Source organism: Venatoribacter cucullus (genome assembly GCF_016132445.1).
GTDB lineage: Bacteria > Pseudomonadota > Gammaproteobacteria > Pseudomonadales > Oceanobacteraceae > Venatoribacter > Venatoribacter cucullus.
Genome location: NZ_CP046056.1, coordinates 2,576,290 through 2,599,673, shown reverse-complemented (window position 1 = coordinate 2,599,673; position 23,384 = coordinate 2,576,290). Strand labels below are relative to the sequence as shown.

The following is a 23,384-nucleotide window of genomic DNA, read 5'->3' as shown; positions in this document are numbered from 1 at the left end:
AGAGGTAGAGTGGCATGGCCCGCATTTTGGTAGTAGATGATTCCCCGACAGAAACCGAAGCATTCCGTACCATGCTGGAAAAAAACGGGCATCAGGTGTTGACCGCAGAGAACGGTGCTGATGGTGTGGCGCTGGCGCGGCAGGAAAAACCCGATGTCATTCTGATGGACATCGTAATGCCGGGCCTGAATGGCTTTCAGGCTACCCGTCAGCTGACCAAAGACCCGGAAACCAAGCATATTCCGGTGATTATTGTGACCACCAAAGATCAGGAAACTGACCGCGTCTGGGGCAAGCGTCAGGGGGCCAGTGGCTACCTGGTGAAGCCGGTTCCGGAAGCGACCCTGCTGTCAGAAATCGCCTCGGTTATGGCGGGCTGATATGCATCCTTTTGCCCTGCTGCTGGATATTGCTGACCGTAGTCGCCGCAATGCCTCGGCTCTGCCACAACAGGTAGAGGCCGTTACGTATTGGCGGGGCGTGGGCTTTATGCTGGCCGGGCAAGTCTTTGCCGCCGATATGAATGATGTCGCCGAAATTCTGCAACCTCCCCGTTTAACCAAGGTGCCCGGTGTGCGCAGCTGGGTGCTGGGTGTTGCTAACGTACGTGGCCGGCTGGTGCCGGTAATGGATCTGGCCGGTTTGCTGGGGCTGCCGTCCCGTGCCAGCTGGCGCAGCCGGCGGGTGCTGGTGGTCGAGCAGGATGACCACCTTACCGGCCTGCTGGTGGATGCGGTGCTGGGGATGCAGCAGTTTGCTGTGGATACCCGGCGCGAAATGAACGAGACCGACCCGGCGCTGGCCAAGTTTGCTGCGGATGGGTTTGACCGTGACGGAAAGGAATGGCCGGTGTTTCAGCTGCGCGAGCTGATTCAGGCACCGGAATTTCTGCAGATTGCTGTTTAAGCAGTCGCAACCGAATCTGCCGACGGGCAGCTGATAACTATAAATTGCATGCAGTGAGTGTGGAGAAATTGGCATGAGCAGAAATACAGGAAGCGTCTTATCAGCAGTCTTCCGGAATCGCCTTAACGGTATTCTGGCCGGATTGCTGTTTGTGTTTCTGGCGGTGTTCATCGGTATTACGGTGTATGTGAACGCCCTGGCAAACCGCGACGATCAGTACCTTGAACACGCCGGTGAGTTACGCGTGCTGTCGCAGGAAGTGGCAAAGAACGCGGTAGAAGCGGCCGGTGGTAAACGCGAGGCCTTCGCCGAACTGCGTACTGCCCGTGACAACTTCGAGCAGCGCTGGGGTTACCTGTCCAAAGGTAATGCCGAAACGGGCCTGTCGGCCGCCAAGCTGGATGCCATGCCGGACGTACAGACGCTGTGGAATAAAGTAAAAGGCAACGCTGACCAGATTATCCGCACTCAGGACGTAATTCTGTCGCTGCACGAAGTAGCCGCGACACTGGCGGAAACCATTCCGCAGCTGCAGGTGGAATACGACGAAATTGTAGAAATTCTGCTCGACAGTGGCGCTCCGGCGGAGCAGGTCGCTGTGGCACAACGTCAGTCATGGCTGGCGGAGCGTATTGTACGGTCTGTTGTTAAAGTACTGGCTGGTGGCGAAGACGCGGTAATGGCGGCGGACGCCTTCGGTCGTGACGCCTCGCTGTTTGGCCGGGTTCTGAACGGTATGATTCAGGGCAACGTGGCCATGAACATTTCCCAGGTAACCAACGAAGAAGCGGTCTTTGCGCTGGCAGAAGTCGCTGAGCTGTTCGAATTCGTATCCGGTTCCGTCGATGAAATTCTGGAAACCTCACCGGAACTGTTCCAGGTGCGGGAAGCATCTGACGCGATTTTCGTAGATTCCCGCGCCCTGCTGGAACAAACCTCTATTCTGACCGGCAACATTCAGGCCGGTGCCACGCAGCGTAACGTGCTGCAGGCGGTTGGCTATATTGCCGCGCTGCTGGCGATTGTGATGATGGTGGCCTTCGGGGTGCTGTCTTACCGCGAAACCCGTCGTGACCTGGACCAGACCGCCAGCAAAAACGAACAGAACCAGATGGCGATTCTGCGTCTGCTGGACGAAATTGCTGACCTTGCGGACGGTGACTTAACCGCCTCAGCCACGGTAACCGAAGACTTTACCGGCGCCATCGCCGACTCTATCAACTACGCCATCGACCAGATGCGCGCGCTGGTATCTGCCATTAACGATACGGCGGTACAGGTATCCTCGGCGGCCCAGGAAACCCAGGCCACAGCGATGCATCTGGCCGAAGCGTCTGAGCACCAGGCGCAGGAAATTGCCGGTGCTTCTGCCGCGATTAACGAAATGGCGGTATCCATTGACCAGGTATCGGCCAACGCCTCGGAATCGTCTGCGGTAGCGGAGCGGTCGGTAGCGATCGCCAACAAAGGCGCGGAAGTGGTACAGGCGACCATTAACGGCATGGATAACATCCGTGAACAGATTCAGGAAACCTCCAAGCGGATTAAACGTCTGGGTGAATCCTCGCAGGAGATTGGTGACATCATCTCCCTGATTACCGACATTGCTGACCAGACCAACATTCTGTCGCTGAACGCCGCCATTCAGGCGTCCATGGCCGGTGACGCCGGCCGGGGCTTCGCGGTGGTTGCGGACGAAGTACAGCGTCTGGCGGAGCGTTCAGCCGCGGCAACCAAGCAGATTGAAGCGCTGGTTAAAACGATTCAGAACGACACCAACGAAGCGGTTATTTCGATGGAAACCACCACCTCTGAAGTGGTACGTGGTGCCCGTCTGGCGCAGGACGCCGGTGTGGCCCTGGAAGAAATTGAAAACGTATCGAAAAACCTGGCGGAATTGATTCAGAACATTTCCAACGCTGCCCGTCAGCAGGCTTCTTCTGCGGGTCATATTTCCAACACGATGAACGTTATTCAGGAAATTACCTCGCAGACCTCAGCCGGTACCACGGCTACGGCGAAGTCGATTGGTAACCTGGCCGAAATGGCCAACCAGCTGCGTGAATCGGTAGCCGGCTTTAAGCTGCCGGAATCCGGCCTGGGCGACCAGCGGCAGGTGCTTTAAGCACAGCGGCTGGCCGGGTAACCACTTATGAACCAACCGTTACGGGCTGCCATGAGCGCTGTGCCGGAGTTGGACGATACTCAGTTCTTGCGCTGGCAGAGCCTGCTGGAAGAACGTACGGGTATGTGTCTGGCTTCCCAGCGCCGTTCATTCCTGCAAACCAGCCTGGGTTTGCGGATGCGCGAAGTGGGCTGCGACAGTTACGAGCAGTATTACGAGCGCATTACGGCCGGGCCGTCCGGTGCCATTGAGTGGACCACGCTGGTTGATCGCCTGACCGTGCAGGAAACCCGGTTTTTCCGTGACCCGGATGCTTTTGCCTTTGTTGAACAATATGTGCAGCAAAAGGCCACCGAGCTGGGTGCCGACGAAACACTGGAATTCTGGAGCGTGGGTTGTTCGTCCGGTGAAGAAGCCTACAGTCTGGCCATGGTGGGTGAGCGTTTCTTAACCCCGGCCGGCAAACGTTACGCGGTAACCGGTACGGATATTTCCACCATTGTATTGCGCAAAGCACGGGCCGGCCGTTATCTGCCCCGGGCGCTGCAATGGGTGCCGCAGGCCTATGCGGCCATTGGTTTTAAACCGCAGCAGGCCGGTGAGCCGCTGCAGATCAACGACGAGCTGCGTCAGCGCAGCTGTTTCAGTCAGGTCAATATTCTTAATCTGGCCGCTTGTCCGCTGCAATCGCAGCACGTTATTTATTGCCAGAACGTGCTTATTTATTTCCGCCGCTGGCGGCGCCGGGAAATCCTGAACGTGCTGGCCGAGCGCCTGGCACCGGGTGGCATTCTGGTGATTGGTCTGGGCGAGATGGTGGATTACCAGCATCCGCTGCTGGAGCAGATTCACAGCAGCCGGGTATCCGCATTCGTGCGGAAAAAAACGAATTCTGAAGGGGAGAGCGCAAGGCGATGAGCCAGGATTACATCGCTCTGGAGTGGGTAAAAGGGGAAATCGAAGAAACCCTGCAACAGGCACAGCAAGCGCTGGAAGCCTATGTGGAGAATCCCCAGGATAAAAGCCGGCTGAAGTTTTGCCTGAGCTACCTGCACCAGATTCACGGTACGCTGCAGATGGTCGAATTCTATGGCGCGGCCTTATTGGCCGAAGAAATGGAAGCCGTTGCCTCTGCCCTGTCATCCGCTGCACTGAAGAATGAGCGTGAGGGTCTGGAGATCCTCATGCAGGCCATTATTCAGCTGCCGCATTATCTGGAACACGTCAAAGTCGGCCGACGCGATTTGCCGGTGGTCTTGTTGCCTATTCTGAACGAACTGCGCTCCGCCCGGGGCGAAGCCTTCCTGTCAGAAACCTCACTGTTTGCCCCGGTTATCCGCCATAACGCCCCACTCAGTCCGCAGCAGGCGCAGGCCGTTGGCTCGGCTGATTTTGCCCAGTGGGCGCGTAAAGTGCGGCAGATGCTGCAGACCGCCACGCTGCAATTACTGCAAAACAAACAACCGGATGTAGCCAAGCAATACCTGAACAAAGCCTTTGCCCGCCTGCACAAAACCCTCGGCCATACGCCGCAGGGGATTGTCTGGCTGCCGGCGCTGGCGTTCAGCGAATGGTTGCAGAAACAACAGCACCTGCCCTCCAGCGCCAAGCAATTGCTGCGGCAGCTGGACCACCTGCTGAAAGCCACCATTGAAGAAGGTGTGGCCGCTATTAATCAGCCGGCACCGGCTGAGCTGCTGAAAAATCTGCTGTTTTATGTAGCCCGGACCGATGCCCAGGGTGAAGCCATCCGCCAGGTGCAAGAACAGTTTGGTCTGCGTCAGGCGCTGCCGAGCGAAGAAGAAATTGAACAGGAACGCCATGCGCTGGCCGGGCCTGACCGCGCTACTGTTGGCCATGTGCTGGGGGCGCTGGTCGAAGAAATTGCCGCGCTGAAAGACCGCTTTGATTTACTGGTGCGCAGTGATGACAACCGCATCGATGCCCTGCGTGATCTGACCGGCAGCATGAAACAAATCGGCGACACCATGGGTATGCTCGGTCTGGGCATGCCGCGCAAGGTGATGCAGGAACAACAAAGCACGGTTGAACAGATGCTGGCGAATGGCCAGGCCACGGATGAAGCGCTGCTGGATGTGGCCGGTGCCTTGCTGTACATCGAAGCCACGCTCAGTGGCATGCAGCGCGAAGGCGATCTGACCATGAAAGTGGGCCAGAGTGCGCTGTCCGATGCCCAGAAAGCCGTACTGCGTGAAGCCCGCAATGTGCTGGAGCAGGTTAAAGACTCTGTGGTGGCGTACATCGCCAACCAGTGGGCCGTCGCCGAGCTGCAGGACGTACCGGGGCAGCTGCACAGCATTGAAGGCTCGCTGAATATGATTCCGCTGCCACGGGTAGCGGCGGTGTTGCGTCATGCCGCGGCCTTTGTGCAGCAGCAACTGATCGATGCGGGTCTGAAACCGCAGTGGTCGGTACTGGACACCTTTGCCGATGTGCTCAGCGGGGTGGAATATTTCCTCGAGCGCTACAGCGAAAATCCGCGCAGTGCCGGTGATGACTTATTGCAGCGGTCCGAACGGGCACTGGGCGATCTGCCCCTGACCGCGCCGCTGCCGGCCGCGCCTGCTGACGTGGTGGCGGAAGAAATCAGCCTTGACGGCGACGAACACCTTGGCCTGCCATTAGCCGGTGAATTCGATGCCGCCGCCGGCCCGGATGAAGAAGAAGTAATGCTGACGGCAGCGGTTCCTGAACCGGCCGCCATGCCGGAAGATGGGCCTGAAGATGGGCCTGAAGCCGCTCCTGAGGCAGAACCGGAAACCGCATCTGAAACCGGATCCGGGCAGGTGTCTGATGCCGCGCCAGCGCCGGCAGTTGAACCGGCCGCCGCGGCAGACGACGATGATGACCTTATCGACGATGAAATCATCGAAATCTTCCTCGAAGAAGCCGACGAAGTTACCGAAACCCTGAATGAATACTGGCCGCAATTCAAAGCCGATCAGGACGATAAAGAAGCCATGACCACCGTGCGGCGTGCCTTCCATACCCTGAAAGGCAGCGGCCGCATGGTAAAGGCCGCGACCATTGGCGAGCTGGCCTGGTCAATTGAAAATATGTTCAACCGGGTGCTCGACAACACCATCGTCATCACTCCGGAACTGATTGGCCTGGTCGACCACGTTATTACCCTGTTGCCGGGTCTGATTGACGATTTCCGTAACCAGCGGCCAGCCGGGGTGAATACCCAGCCGCTGATGGATTACGCCTTTGCACTGGCAGCGGGCGAAACGGTTGGTCCGTTGAGTGATATTACCGGAGCCCTGCCTTCCGCGGCCGCTGATGACGCTGAAACGGCCACCGCCGACAACCTCAGCGACGAAGCCGATGAAGACGACAGCCTGCTGGACATCTTTGAAGGCGAAGCCCGTTCGCATCTGCAAACCATGGATGACTTTGTACAGGCGTCGCGCGAACAGGATTACCTGAACCCGCTCAGCGATAACCTGCAACGCGCCCTGCATACCCTAAAGGGCAGCGCCCATATGGCCGGTATCGGTGCCATTGCTGAAGTCGCGTCGCCCCTGGAAAAACTGGTTAAAGAGCTGCGTTCTTATCAGGTGAATAACAGCGCCGACGTCGTCGATATGCTGGCATCCGGCGCCCAGTTAATTGGTAATGCGCTGGGCGACCGGGCCGCTATGCAGGCCGAGGCGTTGCGCGGCAGTGCTGATTATCTGGCCGACCTGGCCGAGCTGGAACACGAACTGCTGGAGCATATTCAGAGCAGCAATGAGGAACGCCGCGGCCCGAATCCGCAGGCGATTTCCCGCTTCCTGGCGCAGGGTATGGATTCCTTGCTGGATGCTGATGAACTGCTGCAGCAATGGCAGCAGCAACAGGATCCGGCCGTGCTGCAGGGTTTGCGGCGCGATCTGCAGGATGTGGCCGCCGGTGCCGCCGAAGCTGAAGTGCCACACATTCAGCTGCTGGCCGAAGTGCTGAACGAACTGTATCAGCGTATTGAAGATGAACAGGCCAGCCCGGAAGAAGGCTTGCTGGCACTGGCATCCGATGCGCACGAAGAAATGCTGACGCTGATGGATTGTCTGGCCGCTGGTCAGGAAACCCAGCGCCCGGAAGCCCTGCTGGAACGTCTGCGGACCTGGGAATTTATCGATGCTGCCGCTCCGGAAGCGGACGACCACACCACGCTGGCCGATGCTTTCAACGCCGGTGATGATGCGGAAGAAATTGATTTCAGTGCATTTGATCTGGCTGCAGAAGATACCGCCGCAGAAGATACGGCCGCAGGCACAGAGGTTATTCCGGCCGATGACTGGGCCGCTGATGAGCTGACTCTGGAAGCAGAGCCGGCGGCGGTTCCTGATTGGTTGTCGGATGATAATGCTGCGCCGGAAGCTGAAGAGCTTACTGCTGAAGATGCTCTGGCCGAAGATGTTCTCGCTGAAGATGTTCTGGCCGAAGACATCACCCTGGCTGAATCGCCGGCCGCCGCTGACGACGACAGCATCGACGATGAAATCCTGGAAATCTTCCTCGAAGAAGCCCAGGAAATTGGTGAATCGGTTGAAACCGCTTTGCTGCGCTGGCGCGAAAACCCGGACGATTTACTGCAGGTAGCTCAGCTGCAGCGCGAGCTGCACACCTTAAAGGGTGGCGCTCGCATGGCGGAAATTGCCGCCGTGGCCGATCTCTGTCACGAGCTGGAAACCCTGTACGAAAACGTCAGTGATGGCCGCTTAAGTACCGAACCAGCGTTGTTTGAATTGCTCGACCGCGCCCATGACGAACTGGGTGTGCAGCTGGATGCCGTGCGTGGCGGGCAAGTACCGGAACCGGCCGATGCCATGATGGCGGAAATCCGTGGTTTTCTGCGTGGCCAGGCCTATGCCGAAGTACCGGACTATGTGGACGATGAAAGTGCCACCGAAACGGTTCCGGCCATTTCTGCCGCCATTCATACCGAAACGCTGGACGAATCGGACCGCGAAATTCTGGAAATTTTCCTGGAAGAAGCTCATGAACTGCAGGAAGCACTCGACCGTGCGCTGCATGACTGGGAACAGGAACCGGACGAGCATGCCGGGCCGGAAGAGGCTCAGCGTGTATTGCATACCCTGAAAGGTGGGGCGCGGCTGGCTGGCCTCAGCCGGATTGGTGACCTCGCGCACGATTTTGAAACCCATATTCTGCGCGCCCAGCAGGGCCAGATTAACCGCGATGCGGCTTTCTTCCAGGGCGCTTACCAGCGTCAGGATGAGCTGATGCAAGAGGTTGATCAGGTCGCTGCCGCGCTGCAGGGCGATGGCCTGGTGGTGCTGGGCGAAGCCTCGCTGACACTGGCACCGCAACCACCGGCAGACGTACCGTCAGCTGCTGAGGCTGACGAACCGCAAGAGCAGGAACCGGAACAGGAACAGCCTGTTGCCGGTACCAATGTGGTGCCGCTGCGTCCGGCTGCTGCGGCCACAAGCCCGGTACCGGTTGCAGACAAACCGCAGCAACCGCAGCCGCAAGCGCAGCAAAAAGTACAACAGCAGACGCGCAACAAAGCACCGCAGGAACTGGTAAAAGTTTCTGCCGACCTGCTCGACAGCCTGGTGAACCTGGCCGGTGAAACCTCCATTGGCCGTGGCCGTCTGGAACAGCAGGTGACTGACTTCGCCCACACCCTCGACGAAATGGACATGACGCTGGATCGTCTGCGCGACCAGCTGCGCCGTCTGGATATGGAAACCGAAGCCCAGGTACTGTTCCGCCAGGAACGTCACGGCCCGGAATACGAAGATTTCGACCCGCTGGAAATGGACCGTTACTCCACCATTCAGCAGCTGTCGCGGGCGCTGGTGGAATCGGCTTCCGACTTGCTCGATCTGAAAGAAACCCTCAGCTACAAGACCCGCGATGCGGAAACCCTGCTGCTGCAGCAAAGCCGTGTGAACACGGAACTGCAGGAAGGGTTGATGAAAACCCGCATGGTACCGTTCCAGCGGCTGGTGCCGCGCCTGCGCCGTATTGTGCGGCAGGTGAGTCTGGAGCTGGATAAACAGGTGGAATTGCGCGTCTACAACGCCGACGGCGAAATGGACCGCACCATTCTGGAACGCATGATCTCCCCGCTTGAGCACATGGTGCGTAACGCGGTGGACCACGGTATTGAAACCCGCGAACAGCGCGCCAGTGCCGGCAAGTCGGACGTGGGCAGCATTGACCTCGAGATCAGCCGTGACGGTGGTGATGTACTGATCACCATGACCGACGACGGTCGCGGTATTAACCTGGCCGCCGTGCGCAAAAAAGCCATTGAACGTGGCTTGATGAGCGATGAGAACGAGCTGCCGGATCAGGAAGTGCTGCAGTTTATTCTGCAGGCCGGTTTCTCTACCGCCGAAGCCATTACCCAGATTTCCGGCCGTGGCGTCGGCATGGACGTGGTGGCCAGCGAAATCAAACAGATGGGCGGCTCGGTCGAAATTCAGTCCGAAGCCGGTGTGGGTACCCGCTTCGTGGTGCGTCTGCCGTTCACCGTATCGGTCAACCGCGCCCTGATGGTGAAAGTCGGCGACGACCTGTACGCCGTACCGCTGAACAACATTCAGGGTATTGTGCGGGTGCCGGTTAACCAGATGCAGGCCCTGTATGAACAGCCGCAGGCTGAGCGTAAGTACCACTACGCCAGCACCGATTACCGCATTGAATACCTGGGCGTGATGCTGGAAAACGAAGCCTCACCCAAGTTCAGTGCCCAGACCATGCCATTGCCGGTCTTGCTGGTGCGGGGCACCACACCCTTTGCCCTGCAGGTCGACAGTCTGCTGGGCTCGCGGGAAATTGTGGTAAAAACCCTCGGCCCGCAATTCGCCGGCGTGATGGGTGTGTCTGGCGGTACCATTCTGGGTGACGGTTCGGTGGTCATCATTCTCGACCTGCCGGCCATGATCCGTACCCAGTCCAGCCTGGAATACCAGCAGGCCAAACTGCTGGATCACCAGGAAGCGGAACGTCGTCATGAACTGGAAAGCCGCCTGCCACGCATTCTGGTGGTGGATGACTCGGTAACCGTACGGAAGGTAACCACGCGCCTGCTGGAACGTAACGGCATGGAAGTATTCACCGCCAAAGACGGTGTGGATGCCATGGCCACCCTGCAGGACCACAAACCCGACCTGATGCTGCTGGATATTGAAATGCCGCGCATGGACGGCTTTGAAGTGGCCTCGCTGGTGCGCCACGATTCACGCTTACAAGACATTCCGATCATCATGATCACCTCGCGTACCGGTGATAAACACCGCGAACGGGCGATGTCGATTGGGGTGAACGAATACCTCGGTAAGCCGTTCCAGGAAGATATTCTGCTGGGCACCATGAACCGCCTGCTGGGACGCGGGGAGCACTGATATGGCGCTGCCCCGGGTCGGGATACTGGCCGACGACCGGCTGCAGCAGCACCTGCTCAAAACCGCCTTAGTGCACTTTGGTTTTGACGTGGTGCTGAGCACCGACCCCGAGCGCTTGCCGGAGCTGGGGGCGGAACTCAGGCTGGATGCCTGGGTGGTGGATATCCGCCACGAAGACGATGAAAACCTGCACTGGCTGGATAACCTGCTGGATGGCGATATTCCGGTGCTGATCGGGCTGGAAAAAGCCCCGCAAAAAACCTGCCCGACCTTTCCGAAATGGGAAAAAAAACTCTACAGCAAACTGCTGGAACTGACCCAGGTAACCCCTTTGCTGGCCGAAAACAGCCAGGCACTGGAGCAGCTGCCGGGGCAGCAAAACCCCCGCATACCGCTACCCGCCAGCTTAGCCGGGCAGGATTTCAGCCAGCAGGTAGCAAGCTGCGTATGGGTGCTGGGTGCCTCACTGGGCGGCCCGGAAGCCGTAAAAGCCTTTCTCGATGCCTTACCCGCCGGCTTGCCGGTGGCTTTTGTGTATGCCCAGCACATTGACCCGCGCTTTGAACAAAGCCTGTGCAAAACCATCGGCCGGCACGCTGCATACAGCCTGAAAAACTTCCGCGCCGGCGAACCGCTGCGTTGCGGTGAAGTGCTGGTGGCACCGATTCAGCACGAATTCTGCTTTGACGATAAGGGGTTACCGCAAACCCTGGGCACCGACTGGCCTGGCCCCTATGGCCCATCCATTGACCAGGTCATACTCAATATCAGCCGCAGCTATGGCCACAAAGCCGGATACATTTTGTTCAGTGGTATGGGCAATGACGGGGCCGAAGCGCTGGCTACCCTGACCGACCCCGATGTGCCGGTGTGGGTACAAACCCCGGCCACCTGCGGCAACTCTTCCATGCCGGAAAGCGCTATCGCCACCCGGCGCGTAAATTACATTGGCGATCCTTACCAGCTGGCCTTACAGCTGGTAAACCGTGTTAAACACAGCTGGATACAAAACCATGAATCAATCGCTCACTAAAACCTTACCGGCCGCACCAGACCAGGTGGATTGCCTGCTGATTCCGCTGAAAGACAAACAGCTGCTGCTGCCTAACGTGTCGGTGGCTGAGATTATTCCGTTCTCACACCTGCTGACCACCGCCTCCAGCGTGGACTGGATTCTGGGCCGTATTGACTGGCGCGGCGTCACCGTTCCTGTGGTGTGCTACGAAATGCTCAACCGCCAGACCGCCCCGGCCCCGAACCCCAATGCCCGCTTTGCCATTATTAACGGTGTCGGTGCGAATAAGAAAATGCCTTTCTATGCCCTGTTGATTCAGGGTATTCCTAAACTGGTACACATCCACGAAAAAGATATACAGGATGTGGACGCCATGAATATGGGCGGTTACGATGCGCGCGCGGTAACGCTGGGGCAGGACCCGGCCATGATTCCGGATCTGGATAAAGTGGAAGAAGCTTTGCTGGCAACTATTTGATTTTTTAACCCTGTTAAAATTTAAGGGATTTGATTTTGGCCCGATTCATCAGGATGTCCTTTCTTTCAGACAATATTTCGTCCGTGCTGGTATTTCTTTTTTTCGCTCTGTCTCTGACTTATCCATCCGGGTATGTTTATCCGGCAATTATCATGTTTTTAGCAGGAATATACGTTGTAATCTCCAATAGGCGTTTCTTTGAAACAACAGATGACATTAAAAAAATCATCGCTACCTTTTTGGTTTTTTCACTGCTCTGGCATCTGGAGGTTTTCTGGCATGATCAGGCACTGAGAGAGCATGACAAACCGTTTCGGTTTATTGCTGCAATATTCGTCATTTTCTATTTCCTGAAATATCCACCCAGGGAAACAGCATTCTGGTCTGGTATCGCTTTTGCTGCTGTTGCCGCCGGTACAATAGCGCTGTATGAGCGAGTGATTATAGGAGTGCCCAGAGCTGATGGCTTTACCAATGCTATTCAGTTCGGAAATATCTCCATGCTATTCGGATTGCTGTGTCTGGTTGGAATACGTTGGGCAATGCACAAACAGCAATTCAGGTCGTTATGGATTGCAGTAATGAGTATAGGATTCTTGCTGGGTATTGTTGCATCATTCCTTTCCGGGAGCAGAGGAGGCTGGATCGGCTTGCCGTTGATATTGTTTTTTATTGGCCAGCAATACTTTGGGGTTGTGTCAAAAAGAATCATTACCGTAGTGGTTTTATCCGTCACACTCTTATTGACGACAATATATTTTTTACCAGCCACTGGGGTGCAGGGGCGTGTTCTTGAGATTTTTCATGATATTGAAGTGTATTCTGAAGGAGTGAGTAGCACTTCGACCGGAACCCGCTTTGAACTATGGCGTGGAAGTATGATTGTTATATCAGAAAGCCCTTTATGGGGTATGGGGCGCTCTGGCTATGAGGCTCGCATAGCTGAGTTACGTAAAGAGGGAGCTATTGCACCATCCATCGTCAGTCACTCACACAATGAGATTCTAGATGCTGGCGCCCGAAGAGGACTGATAGGAATTCTCAGTCTGTTTGCTCTGTATTTTATTCCTGCGTTGATTTTTTATCGGATGTTAAGACGAAATCCAGGCTCTCCGAAAGCTGTTGCTGGACTGGTTTTGGTTTTTTCTTATATTGATTTTGGTATTACGCAGGTTTTCTTTGCGCATAATAACGGAGTCATGATTTATTCATTTTTGATAGTGATGCTTTTGACCTTTGATTCTGATGATAATGCCATGTATGAATATAATGTTAGGGGTCTTTCTTGAAGAAGATTTTGTTTTGTATCACTAATCTTAATAGTACTGGGGGCACAGAGTGCGTTTCTAGTATTATAGCCAGTAAGTTTGCATCACTTGGATTTGATGTGACATTTCTGAGTTTAGTGCAAGGTGATCATCCGTATTTTAAATTAGATGAAAAAGTTAAGGTTATCAGTTTATTTCCGTTAAAAAAAAGAGTTTCATTTACTCGGCATTTCCTCACCGTCGCATGGAAGCTTAGGCGAATAGTAAGGAATGGGGAGTTTGAAACCTTGGTTGTTGTTGACACTACTTTGTTTCGTTATGTTGCCACGGCTTGCATGGGGTTGAACGTAAAAAAAATTGCTTGGGAACATTTTAATTTTAATTCGAGGTCCTCTACGAAACGACGTGGGCTCGGTAGAAAGTTGGCAGCTAAATACTCTGATGTAGTCGTGACGCTGACACATACAGATGCTGATTACTGGCGGAAGGGGCTAAAAGAAATCAATTCTTCAATTTTTCCCATACCAAATCCAGTAGAAAAAAAGCTTGTTCAATCCAAACCAAGTAAAAAAAATAAAACTGTATTATCAGTAGGCCGACTAGAGGATCAAAAAGGATTCGATCTTCTCCTGAAGGCTTGGAAGCTGGTGTGTAATGTTAATAATGATTGGGTGTTGAAAATTGTAGGAAGTGGTAGTCAAGAGAATATACTCAAGAAATATGTTGAGGATAATCAATTAAATAAAAGGGTGGTTTTTGAGCCAGCAACAAAGACAATTGATGATCATTATTCCTCAGCATCAATATATTGTCTTAGTTCGCGCTATGAAGGCTTTCCTATGGTTCTTTTGGAGGCCCAGCAGTTCGGCCTTCCTGTAGTAGCCTTTGATTGTCCAACTGGCCCATCGGAAATGATCTCTAACGGTCAGAATGGTCTTCTGATAGAGCCCGATAATGTTTTTGAACTCAGCAAGGGTATCTTGCATTTAATACATATGGATGATTATGACTATTCTGAAATGTCTATTTCAGCATAAAGAATGGTTGCTCAATATGATATCGATAGTGTCATGAAGAAATGGCTAGAAATTATTTGAATTGGAGTATTCGCCGTGGAGAGAAACATTCCTGTAAGTGTTTACCTGGTGACATTAAATGAAGCTGAGCATCTCCAGGAAGTTCTGGAACCATTGAAGCAATTTGATGAGATCATTCTTGTAGACTCTGGCAGTACAGATTCAACAGTTGATATTGCTAAGAAAAATGGAGCAAAAGTTTTTCATAAGGATTGGATGGGGTTTTCTAAGCAAAAAGAATATGCCATGTCTTTATGTAAAAACGAATGGGTTGTTAATATTGATGGTGATGAGGTTCTGAATGAAGCTGTTGTTGAGAGTATTAGAAAATCAGTTGTAAGCAATGATTTCGAGGCATACAGGCTTCACTTTGAAGATCTTTTCTGGAATAAACCGATGTCTCGTTACTCTTCAAAAAGATCTATTGTAAGGCTTTTTAAAAAACATGTGGCTAGATATCCACATGATAGGAAAGTACATGAAAACCTGATCCTAAATAAATCAGCCAAAGTTGGAAGTATTTCTGGCCTGGTGAAACATTATGGTTACAATTCAACTGAGACCTTGATGCTTAAGCAAAATAGATATTCAACCCTAAAGGCATTGGATAAATATGATCATGGCAAGAAAGCCTCGATTTTGAAGTTAATGTTAATATTTCCGATGAATTTTATTAAGGTTTATTTTTTTAAGCGAATGTTCTTGTCTGGTATTCGTGGGCTGGTTTACTCATGCGTAGATTCTATGTATGCGTTTTTAAAAGAAGCTAAACTATTTGAGTTTAACCAACAATAAAAAACCGCAGGAGCGGTTTTTTTATTGAAGAAGATGCGGATCATCTGGCGAGAGGAATGGATATATTTTTTCCCAGACATTTTTGGGATTGGTGGCTGTTTTGCTGCCAATAATGCAAAATAATCCCGGATTGGTGTCGATGAAGCTGTTAGCTGGATCCCAGTTGTCATAATCTAAAGTGTCGTTAACAAACAATAGTTGTGGTAATGAGTCTGTACCTGCTTCAATATGATATCGGTCAAATAAATCATGCTTTTGTGAGCATAAATAATATAACGAATATTCAGTCCATTTTAATTTCAGGTAATTTCCAATCCACCAATTTCTTGGGTTTGAAGGAATGTGCAGGTTGCAAATTATTTCAGCCCAGGTGTACTTTTTACTTTGGCTTTGAATATCAGTCATCAATTTTTGGCAGATTTTGGTGGCCAGTATTGCTGGTGTTACGCTCATTCCACGAGTTTTATCACCGATTTTGTGTGATGTTTTTAAAAGACGTGCAGATGCTTTCCACCATTTAGGATGGCGATTTCTTGGCTCGTACTGAAGAATTGCCTTGCCACTTACAATAAGATCTTTCTCGGAAAATTTTCGTAAAGCAACAATGTCAGCATCAAATGTAAGATAAAAATCAGAACTGATAAGTTTGGATGCAGCAATTTTGATTAGTTGTTGCTTTCGCCAGCCTCGCATTTTTGGATAGTTTTTAAGTTCTGGTAGTAATTGACTTTCAGGAATGACAATGATTGGTAGTGTATTCCAGCGAGAAAAAGTCTCTTTTACCAAAATAACTTCGTCATCCGGGACAACAACATAAAACTCTGAGAAAAGATTTGGTTCAGCGAAAATTGTTAATGATTTAAAAAGAATATGCGCACGATTGAGGTCGTCAGCGCCATAGCTTCCTGTGGCTTTTAATGGTAAAACCGCACTAATTGACATCGCTAGTCTCCTGAATTAAATAAAGCTTTACATGCAATTTTTAATAATTCGCTTAATGGTGTGTACAGCGTCCTTAACTAACTGATCATTATTCTTGCTTTCTACATTAAGCCTTAATAAAGGTTCAGTATTGGATGACCGTATGTTTAAGCGCCAGCTGTCGAACTCTAAACTAAGCCCATCAGTATAGTCCTCAACTGGATTAAGGTATTTGTAGTGGCTCTTTACTGCGTTTATAACAGAATCTGTATTGTGAACTTTAAAATTGATTTCTCCACTACATGGAAAAGCTTGCATGCGTTCGCGTACCATCGAAGATAGAGGGGTGTTGGTAACAGAGATCAGCTCGATAATTAGTAGCCACGGAATCATACCGCTGTCGCAATATGAAAAATCACGAAAATAGTGGTGAGCACTCATTTCTCCGCCGTAGACCGCATTTTCAAGACGCATTCGTTCTTTTATAAAGGCATGGCCGGTTTTCGACTGTATGCAAATACCATTATTCTTTTCTACGATGTCGATAGTATTCCATGTTAGTCGTGGGTCATGAATGATTTTTTCCCCGGATTTTTTTTTGAGGAAAGCTTCCGCTAGTAATCCAACAATGTAATAACCTTCAATAAAATCTCCATTTTCATCAAAAAGAAAACAACGATCAAAATCACCATCCCAAGCAACCCCAATATCTGCCTTGTAAGTTCTCACGGCATCTGAAGTTGCTGAACGATTTTCTGGTAATAGAGGGTTGGGGATACCATTTGGAAAAGTTGGATCTGGGGTGTGATGTATCTTTACAAATTCAACAGGAATTTTCTTTCTATGAAACATTTCCTCCAGAGCATCTAGGGTAGGTCCAGCGGAACCATTTCCTGCATTCACAACTAATTTTATTGGTTTGATATTTTCCAGACGAATGTAGCTTAGGATGTGATTTATATAATCATCCATCAGATCAAGTTTAGTAAGTGTTCCTCTATTCTTAATATTTTTAAATGAACTACTTTCAGCAATCTTCTGGATATCTTTTAGTCCGCTGTCCCCGCTAACCGGCTGAGCATTGCGTTTTACCAGCTTCATCCCATTAAAATCTATTGGATTATGACTGGCAGTAACTTCAATGCCTCCATCAACGTCCATGTGAAATGAAGCAAAATAAACATGCTCTGTACCCGTCATGCCTAAATCAATGACGTCACAACCTGCATCCATAATACCATTTGCAAGTGCTTCTTTTAGTTCTTCACTTGTCGATCTGATGTCGCCACCAATGGCAATTTTTCTGGCATTTAAAAACTGAGCATATGCGCGGCCAATTCGATATGCAATCTCAGTGTTTAATTCTTCATATAGACGACCGCGGATGTCATAGGCCTTGAAGCATGTGAGTGTTGTCATATTTTTACTCATTGGTAACAACTCAGGTTCGACCGTATTGATCTTTCAGGCGAACAATGTCGTCTTCTCCTAAATATGAACCAGATTGTACTTCCACCATTTCCAGCGGTATTACCCCTGGATTTTCCAAGCAGTGAATCTGGCCAATAGGAATATAAGTCGACTGATTTTCTGTAACTATAAACGTTTTTTCTCCATTTGTGACTTTTGCCGTTCCTGAAACGACAATCCAGTGCTCTGCTCTATGATGATGCATTTGTAGTGAGAGCTTGGCTCCTGGATTAACGGTAATTCGTTTTACTTGGTAGCGTTCACCATTATCGATGGAGTCGTATTTTCCCCAGGGTCGATAGACTTCTCGGTGACTATAATGTTCTGTTCTTTCGCGTTTTTTTAATTCCGCCACGATGGATTTAACATCCTGAACCATTGATCTATCAGCCACTAAGATAGCATCGGGTGTGTCCACAATAACTAAATCTTTAATGCCAATAGTTGCAACCAGCTTGTGATTAGCCGATACCAGACAGTTTTGGCTGTTCTTCATTATAATGTCATTTTTGCTGGTTGAATTTCCCGTCATTATTACATTGCCATCATTGTCTTTGTTGCCAATCTCCCATAATGCCGACCAGCTTCCAATATCATTCCAGCCGGCAATTAGAGGTGAAACGACAATTTGAGAATCACCGGATATTTGTGATAAAGGTTCCATTATGGCGTAATCAATGGATTCATCAGCGCATTTTGAAAAAACTTCCTCATTAACTCTGATAAAGTCACAATCGGTTGTTGTTGTTTCAATGGCAAGCTGGCAGATGTTGAAAATATCTGGGCGGTATTCTTTTAGTGCTTCTAGGTACCGGTCTGCACGAACCATGAATATTCCGCTATTCCAAAAGTACCCGCCTTCTTTTAGATACTCCTGGGCTGTTTTCAGGTCAGGTTTTTCAACAAACTGTTCAACATCAGATAATTCGTCTGTTGATGTTGTATTCGCTTTAATATAACCATAACCAGTTGCAGCTTCTGTTGGAACAATACCCAGTGTTCCAAATTTTCCATTTTCTACTTCAGGTAATAACTTTTTTACGGCGGCTCGGAATGCATCACCATCATTTATAATGTGATCTGCAGCTAAAATTAACAAAACTGGGTTGTGATCTTTATTGTTGCGTAAGGCGTGTAATGCGGCCAGTGCGATGGCTGGTGCAGTATTTCTTCCAATGGGTTCCAGTAAGATGCTGGCTTTTTTTTGTATTTGTCGAAGCTGTTCTGCAACTAAAAAACGATGTTCGGTATTGCAAATAACAATGGGTTCATCAACTGGAAGTCCGTCTAGCCTGGATACTGTACTTTGCAGCATGGTATCGACGCCGTTGAGATTTAAGAATTGTTTTGGAAAAGAAGTTCGTGACAATGGCCATAACCGAGTTCCAGAGCCTCCAGCCATAATTACCGGGATCATGATTCTTCCTTTTCTAATGGTGAATGATGTTCATACTATTTGAAACTAAGATTTGAAAGTATCAAATGGATCAGTTTTTATCTGTTTTGTAGTACATATATCGATCATTTATTTACTTAACGGCAGTTGTCTACGTGTTGGTTTAAGACTAACCATCCGGAATCTGCTGCTGCAAAGGTATATCCGTTGTGAAGTGCACAACCGGCGCAAATGCGCAGGTTGATCCTACTGGTGCCAGAAAGGTGACATCATGGCCCTGCTTGACCAGTTCTTTACCCAGGCTCCAGACAACCCGATTGGTTCCGCCATATTTATAAGGCGGAATAGCGGTTGGGGTTTGTAACAGAATCTTCATGAATAACCTGCCGCCGTAACAAGGGCTACTGTAAACGACCAGCAGGTATTGTAAAGAAGTGCGCAGCATACCGGTAGAGGTATGCCGCACCCATCAGATCAGATTTTTCCACACCGCCAGGCTGGGTTTAGACTGGTTCAGCGTATAGAAATGCAGCCCCGGTGCGCCGCCATCCAGCAGACGACGGCACATATCGGTCACCACTTCTTCGCCAAACTTCACGATGCTGTCGCTGTCGTCGCCGTAGGCTTCCAGCTGCTTGCGGATCCAGCGCGGAATTTCAGCACCACAGCTGTCGGAAAAGCGCGCCAGCTTGCTGTAGTTAGTAATCGGCATAATGCCCGGGATAATCGGAATATCCACGCCCATGGCCCGTACACGGTCAACAAAGTGGAAGTAGCTGTCGGCGTTGAAAAAGTACTGGGTAATGGCGCTGTCGGCACCGGCTTTTACTTTGCGGACAAAGTTCTGCAGGTCTTTTTCAAAGCTGGTCGCTTGCGGGTGCATTTCCGGGTAAGCCGCCACTTCCAGGGTGAAGTGGTCGCCGGTTTCTTCCCGGATAAATTCCACCAGTTCGTTGGCGTAGCGCAGTTCGCTGCTGGCCAGGCCAGAGCCGCTGGGCAGGTCGCCGCGCAGGGTAACGATGCGGTTAATGCCCAGTTCTTTATAGCGGGTAAGCAGGTCGCGCAGATCGGTTTTGCTGTCGCCCACGCAGGACAAGTGCGGGGCAGCGGCAATGCCTCGTTCCTGAATGGCTTTTACAATGGCAAAAGTGCGGTCGCGGGTAGAACCGCCGGCACCGTAAGTCACCGAAAAAAACTCCGGATTAAAAGGCGCCAGTTCATCGCGCACTTTCAGCAGGTTGCCTGTACCTTCGTCGGTTTTGGTCGGGAAAAATTCAAAACTTAAAGTTGTCATATTATCGTTCCGCGTTAGGCGTTGAGCGTTTGGCGCGCTCCGCAGCCAGGTGTTGCGATGTTTGGTGATGATCGCAGCACGCTGAACCCGGAACGCTTAACGCCGTACGCGCAATTAGTATTTATACGCTTCCGGCTTGAACGGGCCATCCACTTTTACGTTGATGTATTTCGCCTGAGTCGGCGTCAGTTTGGTGATTACGCCACCGAAACCTTCCACCATGTCTTTGGCGACTTCTTCGTCCAGTTTTTTCGGCAGTACTTTTACGTACACGCTTTCGGCTTTTTCGGCTTCCATCAGGTTGGCGAATTTACGCTCGTACAGATAAATCTGCGCCAGTACCTGGTTGGCGAAAGAACCGTCCATAATGCGGGATGGGTGGCCAGTGGCGTTGCCCAGGTTCACTAAGCGGCCCTCAGACAGAAGCAGCAGGTGATCGTCGGCCGCTTTGTTGCGGTAAACCTTGTGTACCTGGGGTTTAATTTCTTCCCATTCCCAGTTTTTGCGCATAAAGGCGGTATCGATTTCGTTATCGAAGTGGCCGATGTTGCACACCACAGCGCCGGATTTCAGCTTTTGCAGCATAAACTGGTCGCACACGTTGATGTTGCCGGTGGTGGTCACCAGCAGGTCGGTTTTGCCCAGCAGGTCGCCGTCTACGCATTCCAGTGTGCCGAGGTTTTCACCATTAATATAGGGTGAAACCACTTCGTAACCGTCCATGCAGGCCTGCATGGCGCAGATCGGGTCAATTTCGGTGACTTTTACGATCATGCCTTCCTGACGCAGGGACGCGGCAGAGCCTTTACCCACATCGCCGTAACCGATAACCAGCGCTTTTTTACCGCTCAGCAGGTGGTCAGTACCACGCTTGATCGCGTCGTTCAGAGAATGGCGGCAACCGTATTTGTTGTCGTTTTTGGATTTGGTTACAGAATCGTTGACGTTAATCGCCGGTACTTTCAGCTCACCTTTGGCCAGCATGTCCAGCAAACGGTGCACGCCGGTGGTGGTTTCTTCCGAAATACCGTGAATGCTGTTCAGCATGGCCGGATATTTGGCGTGAACCATTTCGGTCAGGTCGCCACCGTCGTCCAGAATCATGTTGGCATCCCAGACTGCGCTGCCGTCTTTTTCGGCCAGAATGGTTTGCTCAATGCACCACAGGAATTCTTCTTCGGTTTCGCCTTTCCAGGCAAATACCGGAATACCGGCGGCCGCAATAGCGGCAGCGGCATGGTCCTGGGTAGAGAAAATATTGCAGGAAGACCAGCGCACGTCGGCACCCAGATCGACCAGGGTTTCGATCAGCACCGCGGTCTGAATGGTCATGTGAATACAGCCCATGATTTTGGCACCGGCCAACGGCTGTGATTCTTTGTATTTGCGGCGCAGCGCCATCAGTGCCGGCATTTCGCTTTCGGCGATTTTAATTTCTTTACGGCCCCAGTCGGCCAGGGACATATCGGCAACTTTGTAGTCGGTGAAGGTCATGTTATCTCTCGTCGTTAAGGGTTGGGCGTTCAAGGTTTTGCGTGCACCTTAGTCCAACGAAGTTACGGATTAAATTTTCGTTTCAGATAGTTGATGAGGCCATTAAGCAGCGAGAATACACGCTGAATCTGTGTCTCAACCGTTTCATCCTCAACATACAATCCAATTCTTTGTGCAATTTTTAGTTGCGTCTCTAGCTCTGATAATGAACCGCGTGCAATCAGCAGAAAACGCTTAAAATCCTGTCCGGACTCACGGCCGTGGCCTTCCGCGATGTTAGAGGGGATGCTTATTGCAGCCCGTCGCATCTGGCTGGTCAGTCCAAATCTTTCATTCTCAGGGAAGCTGGCAGTAATACGATAAATAGATTCCGTTAATATCATCGAATGCTGCCAGGCTTCTAACTCCTGATAATTTCTCATGCCAACCTCCTTGTTTAACATTCGGGGTGAGGGTTAAGCAAAAGTCCGGAGTTACCACCGGACACGCTGAACGCTGAACGCTCAACCCCTAACGTTCAGACTCCCGCCGCCGCTTTCAGCGCTTCCACTTTATCCGTCCGTTCCCAGGTGAAAGCGGTAAAGGTTTTGCTCTTTTTCTCGCCGTTTTCGCTGTATTCGTAGGTCATTTCGAACGGTTCGCGACCGAAGTGACCGTAGGCGGCGGTGGCCTGGTACATCGGGTTCAGCAGTTCCAGTTGGTTCTGAATGGCGTACGGGCGCAGGTCGAATACAGTGCGGATTACTTTGGCCAGTTCTTTATCACTGAGTTTGCCGGTGCCGAAGCTGTTCACCGATACCGAGGTCGGTTCGGCCACGCCGATGGCGTAAGACACCTGAATTTCACAACGGTCAGCCAGACCCGCAGCAACGATATTTTTCGCCACATAACGGCCCATGTACGCAGCAGAACGGTCTACTTTGGATGGGTCTTTACCGGAGAAGGCACCGCCACCATGACGGGCCATACCGCCGTAAGTGTCGACGATGATTTTACGACCGGTTAAACCGCAGTCGCCCACCGGGCCGCCAATCACGAAATTGCCGGTCGGGTTAATGTGGTACAGGGTGCCTTCGTGCAGCATTTCGGCCGGCAGGACGTGCTTGATAATATTTTCCAGCACGGCAGAGCGCAGGTCTTCCAGGCTGATGCTTGGGTCGTGCTGGGTCGACAGGACCACGGCGTCGATTTTCGGCTGGTCGCCTTCGTAGTTAATGGTTACCTGAGATTTGGCATCCGGACGCAGCCACGGCAGGGTGCCGTTGCGGCGCAGTTCGGCCTGGCGTTGTACCAGCAGGTGCGAGTAGTACAGCGGCGCCGGCATCAGGTTGGGGGTTTCGTTGGTGGCGTAGCCGAACATCAGGCCCTGGTCGCCAGCGCCCTGATCTTCCGGTTTGGCGCGGTCAACACCTTGGTTAATATCCACAGACTGTTTGCCAATGCCGTTCAGCACCGCACAGGTGGCACCGTCGAAGCCCACGAATGAGCTGTTATAACCAATACCGGTAATGACGTTACGCACGATGTCTTCAAGGTCGACATAGCAGGAGGTGGTTACTTCACCGGCAACGATGGCCATACCGGTTTTTACCAGCGTTTCTACCGCCACGCGGGCATAGGGGTCGCGGGCAATAATGGCGTCCAGGACGGCATCAGAAATCTGGTCGGCGACTTTATCCGGGTGTCCTTCGGATACCGACTCAGAGGTAAAAATCGAATATTCGCTCATGGTTGACTCCTTATTTAAAAACAGTAAACGCC

Annotated in this window: 18 protein-coding genes; 10 read left to right on the top strand and 8 right to left on the bottom strand. The window is 51.6% G+C overall.

Annotated features, from left to right (window positions below; all coding sequences use genetic code 11):
- Positions 1-14 precede the first annotated feature (14 nt).
- From pilH to GJQ55_RS12215, 10 genes are all read left to right on the top strand, one after another.
- Entirely contained in the window at positions 15-380 is a 366-nt protein-coding gene (gene pilH / locus GJQ55_RS12260; RefSeq protein WP_228345248.1) for a twitching motility response regulator PilH, read from the top strand.
- A 1-nt stretch (position 381) separates the two neighbouring features.
- A complete protein-coding gene (locus tag GJQ55_RS12255; protein ID WP_228345247.1) occupies positions 382-906 on the top strand; it encodes a chemotaxis protein CheW in 525 nt (174 codons plus the stop codon).
- A 73-nt stretch (positions 907-979) separates the two neighbouring features.
- The gene (locus GJQ55_RS12250; RefSeq protein ID WP_228345246.1) at positions 980-3,031 is read left to right on the top strand and encodes a methyl-accepting chemotaxis protein; all 2,052 of its coding nucleotides are present in this window, start codon (positions 980-982) and stop codon (positions 3,029-3,031) included.
- 27 nt (positions 3,032-3,058) lie between these two features.
- Positions 3,059-3,949, top strand: coding sequence for a CheR family methyltransferase (locus GJQ55_RS12245; RefSeq protein WP_228345245.1), 891 nt, complete (start codon positions 3,059-3,061; stop codon positions 3,947-3,949).
- The gene (locus GJQ55_RS12240) at positions 3,946-10,416 is read left to right on the top strand and encodes an Hpt domain-containing protein (protein WP_228345244.1); all 6,471 of its coding nucleotides are present in this window, start codon (positions 3,946-3,948) and stop codon (positions 10,414-10,416) included. Before GJQ55_RS12245 ends, GJQ55_RS12240 begins: the two co-directional genes overlap by 4 nt.
- A 1-nt stretch (position 10,417) precedes the next feature.
- Positions 10,418-11,449, top strand: a complete 1,032-nt coding sequence (locus GJQ55_RS12235) for a chemotaxis protein CheB (RefSeq protein ID WP_228345243.1) — start codon at positions 10,418-10,420, stop codon at positions 11,447-11,449.
- Entirely contained in the window at positions 11,430-11,909 is a 480-nt protein-coding gene (locus tag GJQ55_RS12230; protein WP_228345242.1) for a chemotaxis protein CheW, read from the top strand. The genes GJQ55_RS12235 and GJQ55_RS12230 overlap by 20 nt, the downstream gene beginning before the upstream one ends.
- A 35-nt stretch (positions 11,910-11,944) precedes the next feature.
- Positions 11,945-13,198 carry an O-antigen ligase family protein gene (locus GJQ55_RS12225; RefSeq protein WP_228345241.1) on the top strand — a complete coding sequence of 418 codons (1,254 nt, stop codon included), beginning with the start codon at positions 11,945-11,947 and terminating at the stop codon, positions 13,196-13,198.
- A complete protein-coding gene (locus tag GJQ55_RS12220; RefSeq protein ID WP_228345240.1) occupies positions 13,195-14,214 on the top strand; it encodes a glycosyltransferase family 4 protein in 1,020 nt (339 codons plus the stop codon). Before GJQ55_RS12225 ends, GJQ55_RS12220 begins: the two co-directional genes overlap by 4 nt.
- 108 nt (positions 14,215-14,322) lie before the next feature.
- On the top strand, positions 14,323-15,048 hold the full coding sequence (locus tag GJQ55_RS12215; protein ID WP_229367417.1) for a glycosyltransferase family 2 protein: 726 nt from the start codon (positions 14,323-14,325) through the stop codon (positions 15,046-15,048).
- A 21-nt stretch (positions 15,049-15,069) separates the two neighbouring features.
- On the opposite strand, the gene GJQ55_RS12210 is transcribed toward GJQ55_RS12215, so the two are convergent.
- From GJQ55_RS12210 to metK, 8 genes are all read right to left on the bottom strand, one after another.
- Complete coding sequence (locus tag GJQ55_RS12210) at positions 15,070-15,990, bottom strand: DUF6492 family protein (protein ID WP_228345238.1); 921 nt, start codon at positions 15,988-15,990, stop codon at positions 15,070-15,072.
- A 27-nt stretch (positions 15,991-16,017) separates the two neighbouring features.
- On the bottom strand, positions 16,018-17,388 hold the full coding sequence (locus GJQ55_RS12205) for a phosphohexomutase domain-containing protein (RefSeq protein ID WP_228345237.1): 1,371 nt from the start codon (positions 17,386-17,388) through the stop codon (positions 16,018-16,020).
- A gap of 22 nt (positions 17,389-17,410) precedes the next feature.
- Entirely contained in the window at positions 17,411-18,856 is a 1,446-nt protein-coding gene (locus tag GJQ55_RS12200) for a mannose-1-phosphate guanylyltransferase/mannose-6-phosphate isomerase (protein ID WP_228345236.1), read from the bottom strand.
- A 148-nt stretch (positions 18,857-19,004) separates the two neighbouring features.
- The gene (locus GJQ55_RS12195) at positions 19,005-19,211 is read right to left on the bottom strand and encodes a glycogen/starch synthase (RefSeq protein ID WP_228345235.1); all 207 of its coding nucleotides are present in this window, start codon (positions 19,209-19,211) and stop codon (positions 19,005-19,007) included.
- Positions 19,212-19,304: 93 nt separating this feature from the next.
- Positions 19,305-20,129, bottom strand: a complete 825-nt coding sequence (gene metF, locus GJQ55_RS12190) for a methylenetetrahydrofolate reductase [NAD(P)H] (RefSeq protein ID WP_228345234.1) — start codon at positions 20,127-20,129, stop codon at positions 19,305-19,307.
- Positions 20,130-20,243: 114 nt separating this feature from the next.
- Complete coding sequence (ahcY, locus tag GJQ55_RS12185; RefSeq protein WP_228345233.1) at positions 20,244-21,623, bottom strand: adenosylhomocysteinase; 1,380 nt, start codon at positions 21,621-21,623, stop codon at positions 20,244-20,246.
- A gap of 62 nt (positions 21,624-21,685) precedes the next feature.
- Positions 21,686-22,045 carry a four helix bundle protein gene (locus GJQ55_RS12180; protein ID WP_228345232.1) on the bottom strand — a complete coding sequence of 120 codons (360 nt, stop codon included), beginning with the start codon at positions 22,043-22,045 and terminating at the stop codon, positions 21,686-21,688.
- A 95-nt stretch (positions 22,046-22,140) separates the two neighbouring features.
- The gene (gene metK, locus GJQ55_RS12175; protein ID WP_228345231.1) at positions 22,141-23,352 is read right to left on the bottom strand and encodes a methionine adenosyltransferase; all 1,212 of its coding nucleotides are present in this window, start codon (positions 23,350-23,352) and stop codon (positions 22,141-22,143) included.
- Positions 23,353-23,384 lie beyond the last annotated feature (32 nt).

Coding starts and splice junctions, on each gene's coding strand:
- pilH (WP_228345248.1), top strand. CDS start 15: ATGGCCCGCATTTTGGTAGTAGATGATTCCCCGACAGAAACCGAAGCA.
- GJQ55_RS12255 (WP_228345247.1), top strand. CDS start 382: ATGCATCCTTTTGCCCTGCTGCTGGATATTGCTGACCGTAGTCGCCGC.
- GJQ55_RS12250 (WP_228345246.1), top strand. CDS start 980: ATGAGCAGAAATACAGGAAGCGTCTTATCAGCAGTCTTCCGGAATCGC.
- GJQ55_RS12245 (WP_228345245.1), top strand. CDS start 3,059: ATGAACCAACCGTTACGGGCTGCCATGAGCGCTGTGCCGGAGTTGGAC.
- GJQ55_RS12240 (WP_228345244.1), top strand. CDS start 3,946: ATGAGCCAGGATTACATCGCTCTGGAGTGGGTAAAAGGGGAAATCGAA.
- GJQ55_RS12235 (WP_228345243.1), top strand. CDS start 10,418: ATGGCGCTGCCCCGGGTCGGGATACTGGCCGACGACCGGCTGCAGCAG.
- GJQ55_RS12230 (WP_228345242.1), top strand. CDS start 11,430: ATGAATCAATCGCTCACTAAAACCTTACCGGCCGCACCAGACCAGGTG.
- GJQ55_RS12210 (WP_228345238.1), bottom strand. CDS start 15,990: ATGTCAATTAGTGCGGTTTTACCATTAAAAGCCACAGGAAGCTATGGC.
- GJQ55_RS12205 (WP_228345237.1), bottom strand. CDS start 17,388: ATGACAACACTCACATGCTTCAAGGCCTATGACATCCGCGGTCGTCTA.
- GJQ55_RS12200 (WP_228345236.1), bottom strand. CDS start 18,856: ATGATCCCGGTAATTATGGCTGGAGGCTCTGGAACTCGGTTATGGCCA.
- GJQ55_RS12195 (WP_228345235.1), bottom strand. CDS start 19,211: ATGAAGATTCTGTTACAAACCCCAACCGCTATTCCGCCTTATAAATAT.
- metF (WP_228345234.1), bottom strand. CDS start 20,129: ATGACAACTTTAAGTTTTGAATTTTTCCCGACCAAAACCGACGAAGGT.
- ahcY (WP_228345233.1), bottom strand. CDS start 21,623: ATGACCTTCACCGACTACAAAGTTGCCGATATGTCCCTGGCCGACTGG.
- GJQ55_RS12180 (WP_228345232.1), bottom strand. CDS start 22,045: ATGAGAAATTATCAGGAGTTAGAAGCCTGGCAGCATTCGATGATATTA.
- metK (WP_228345231.1), bottom strand. CDS start 23,352: ATGAGCGAATATTCGATTTTTACCTCTGAGTCGGTATCCGAAGGACAC.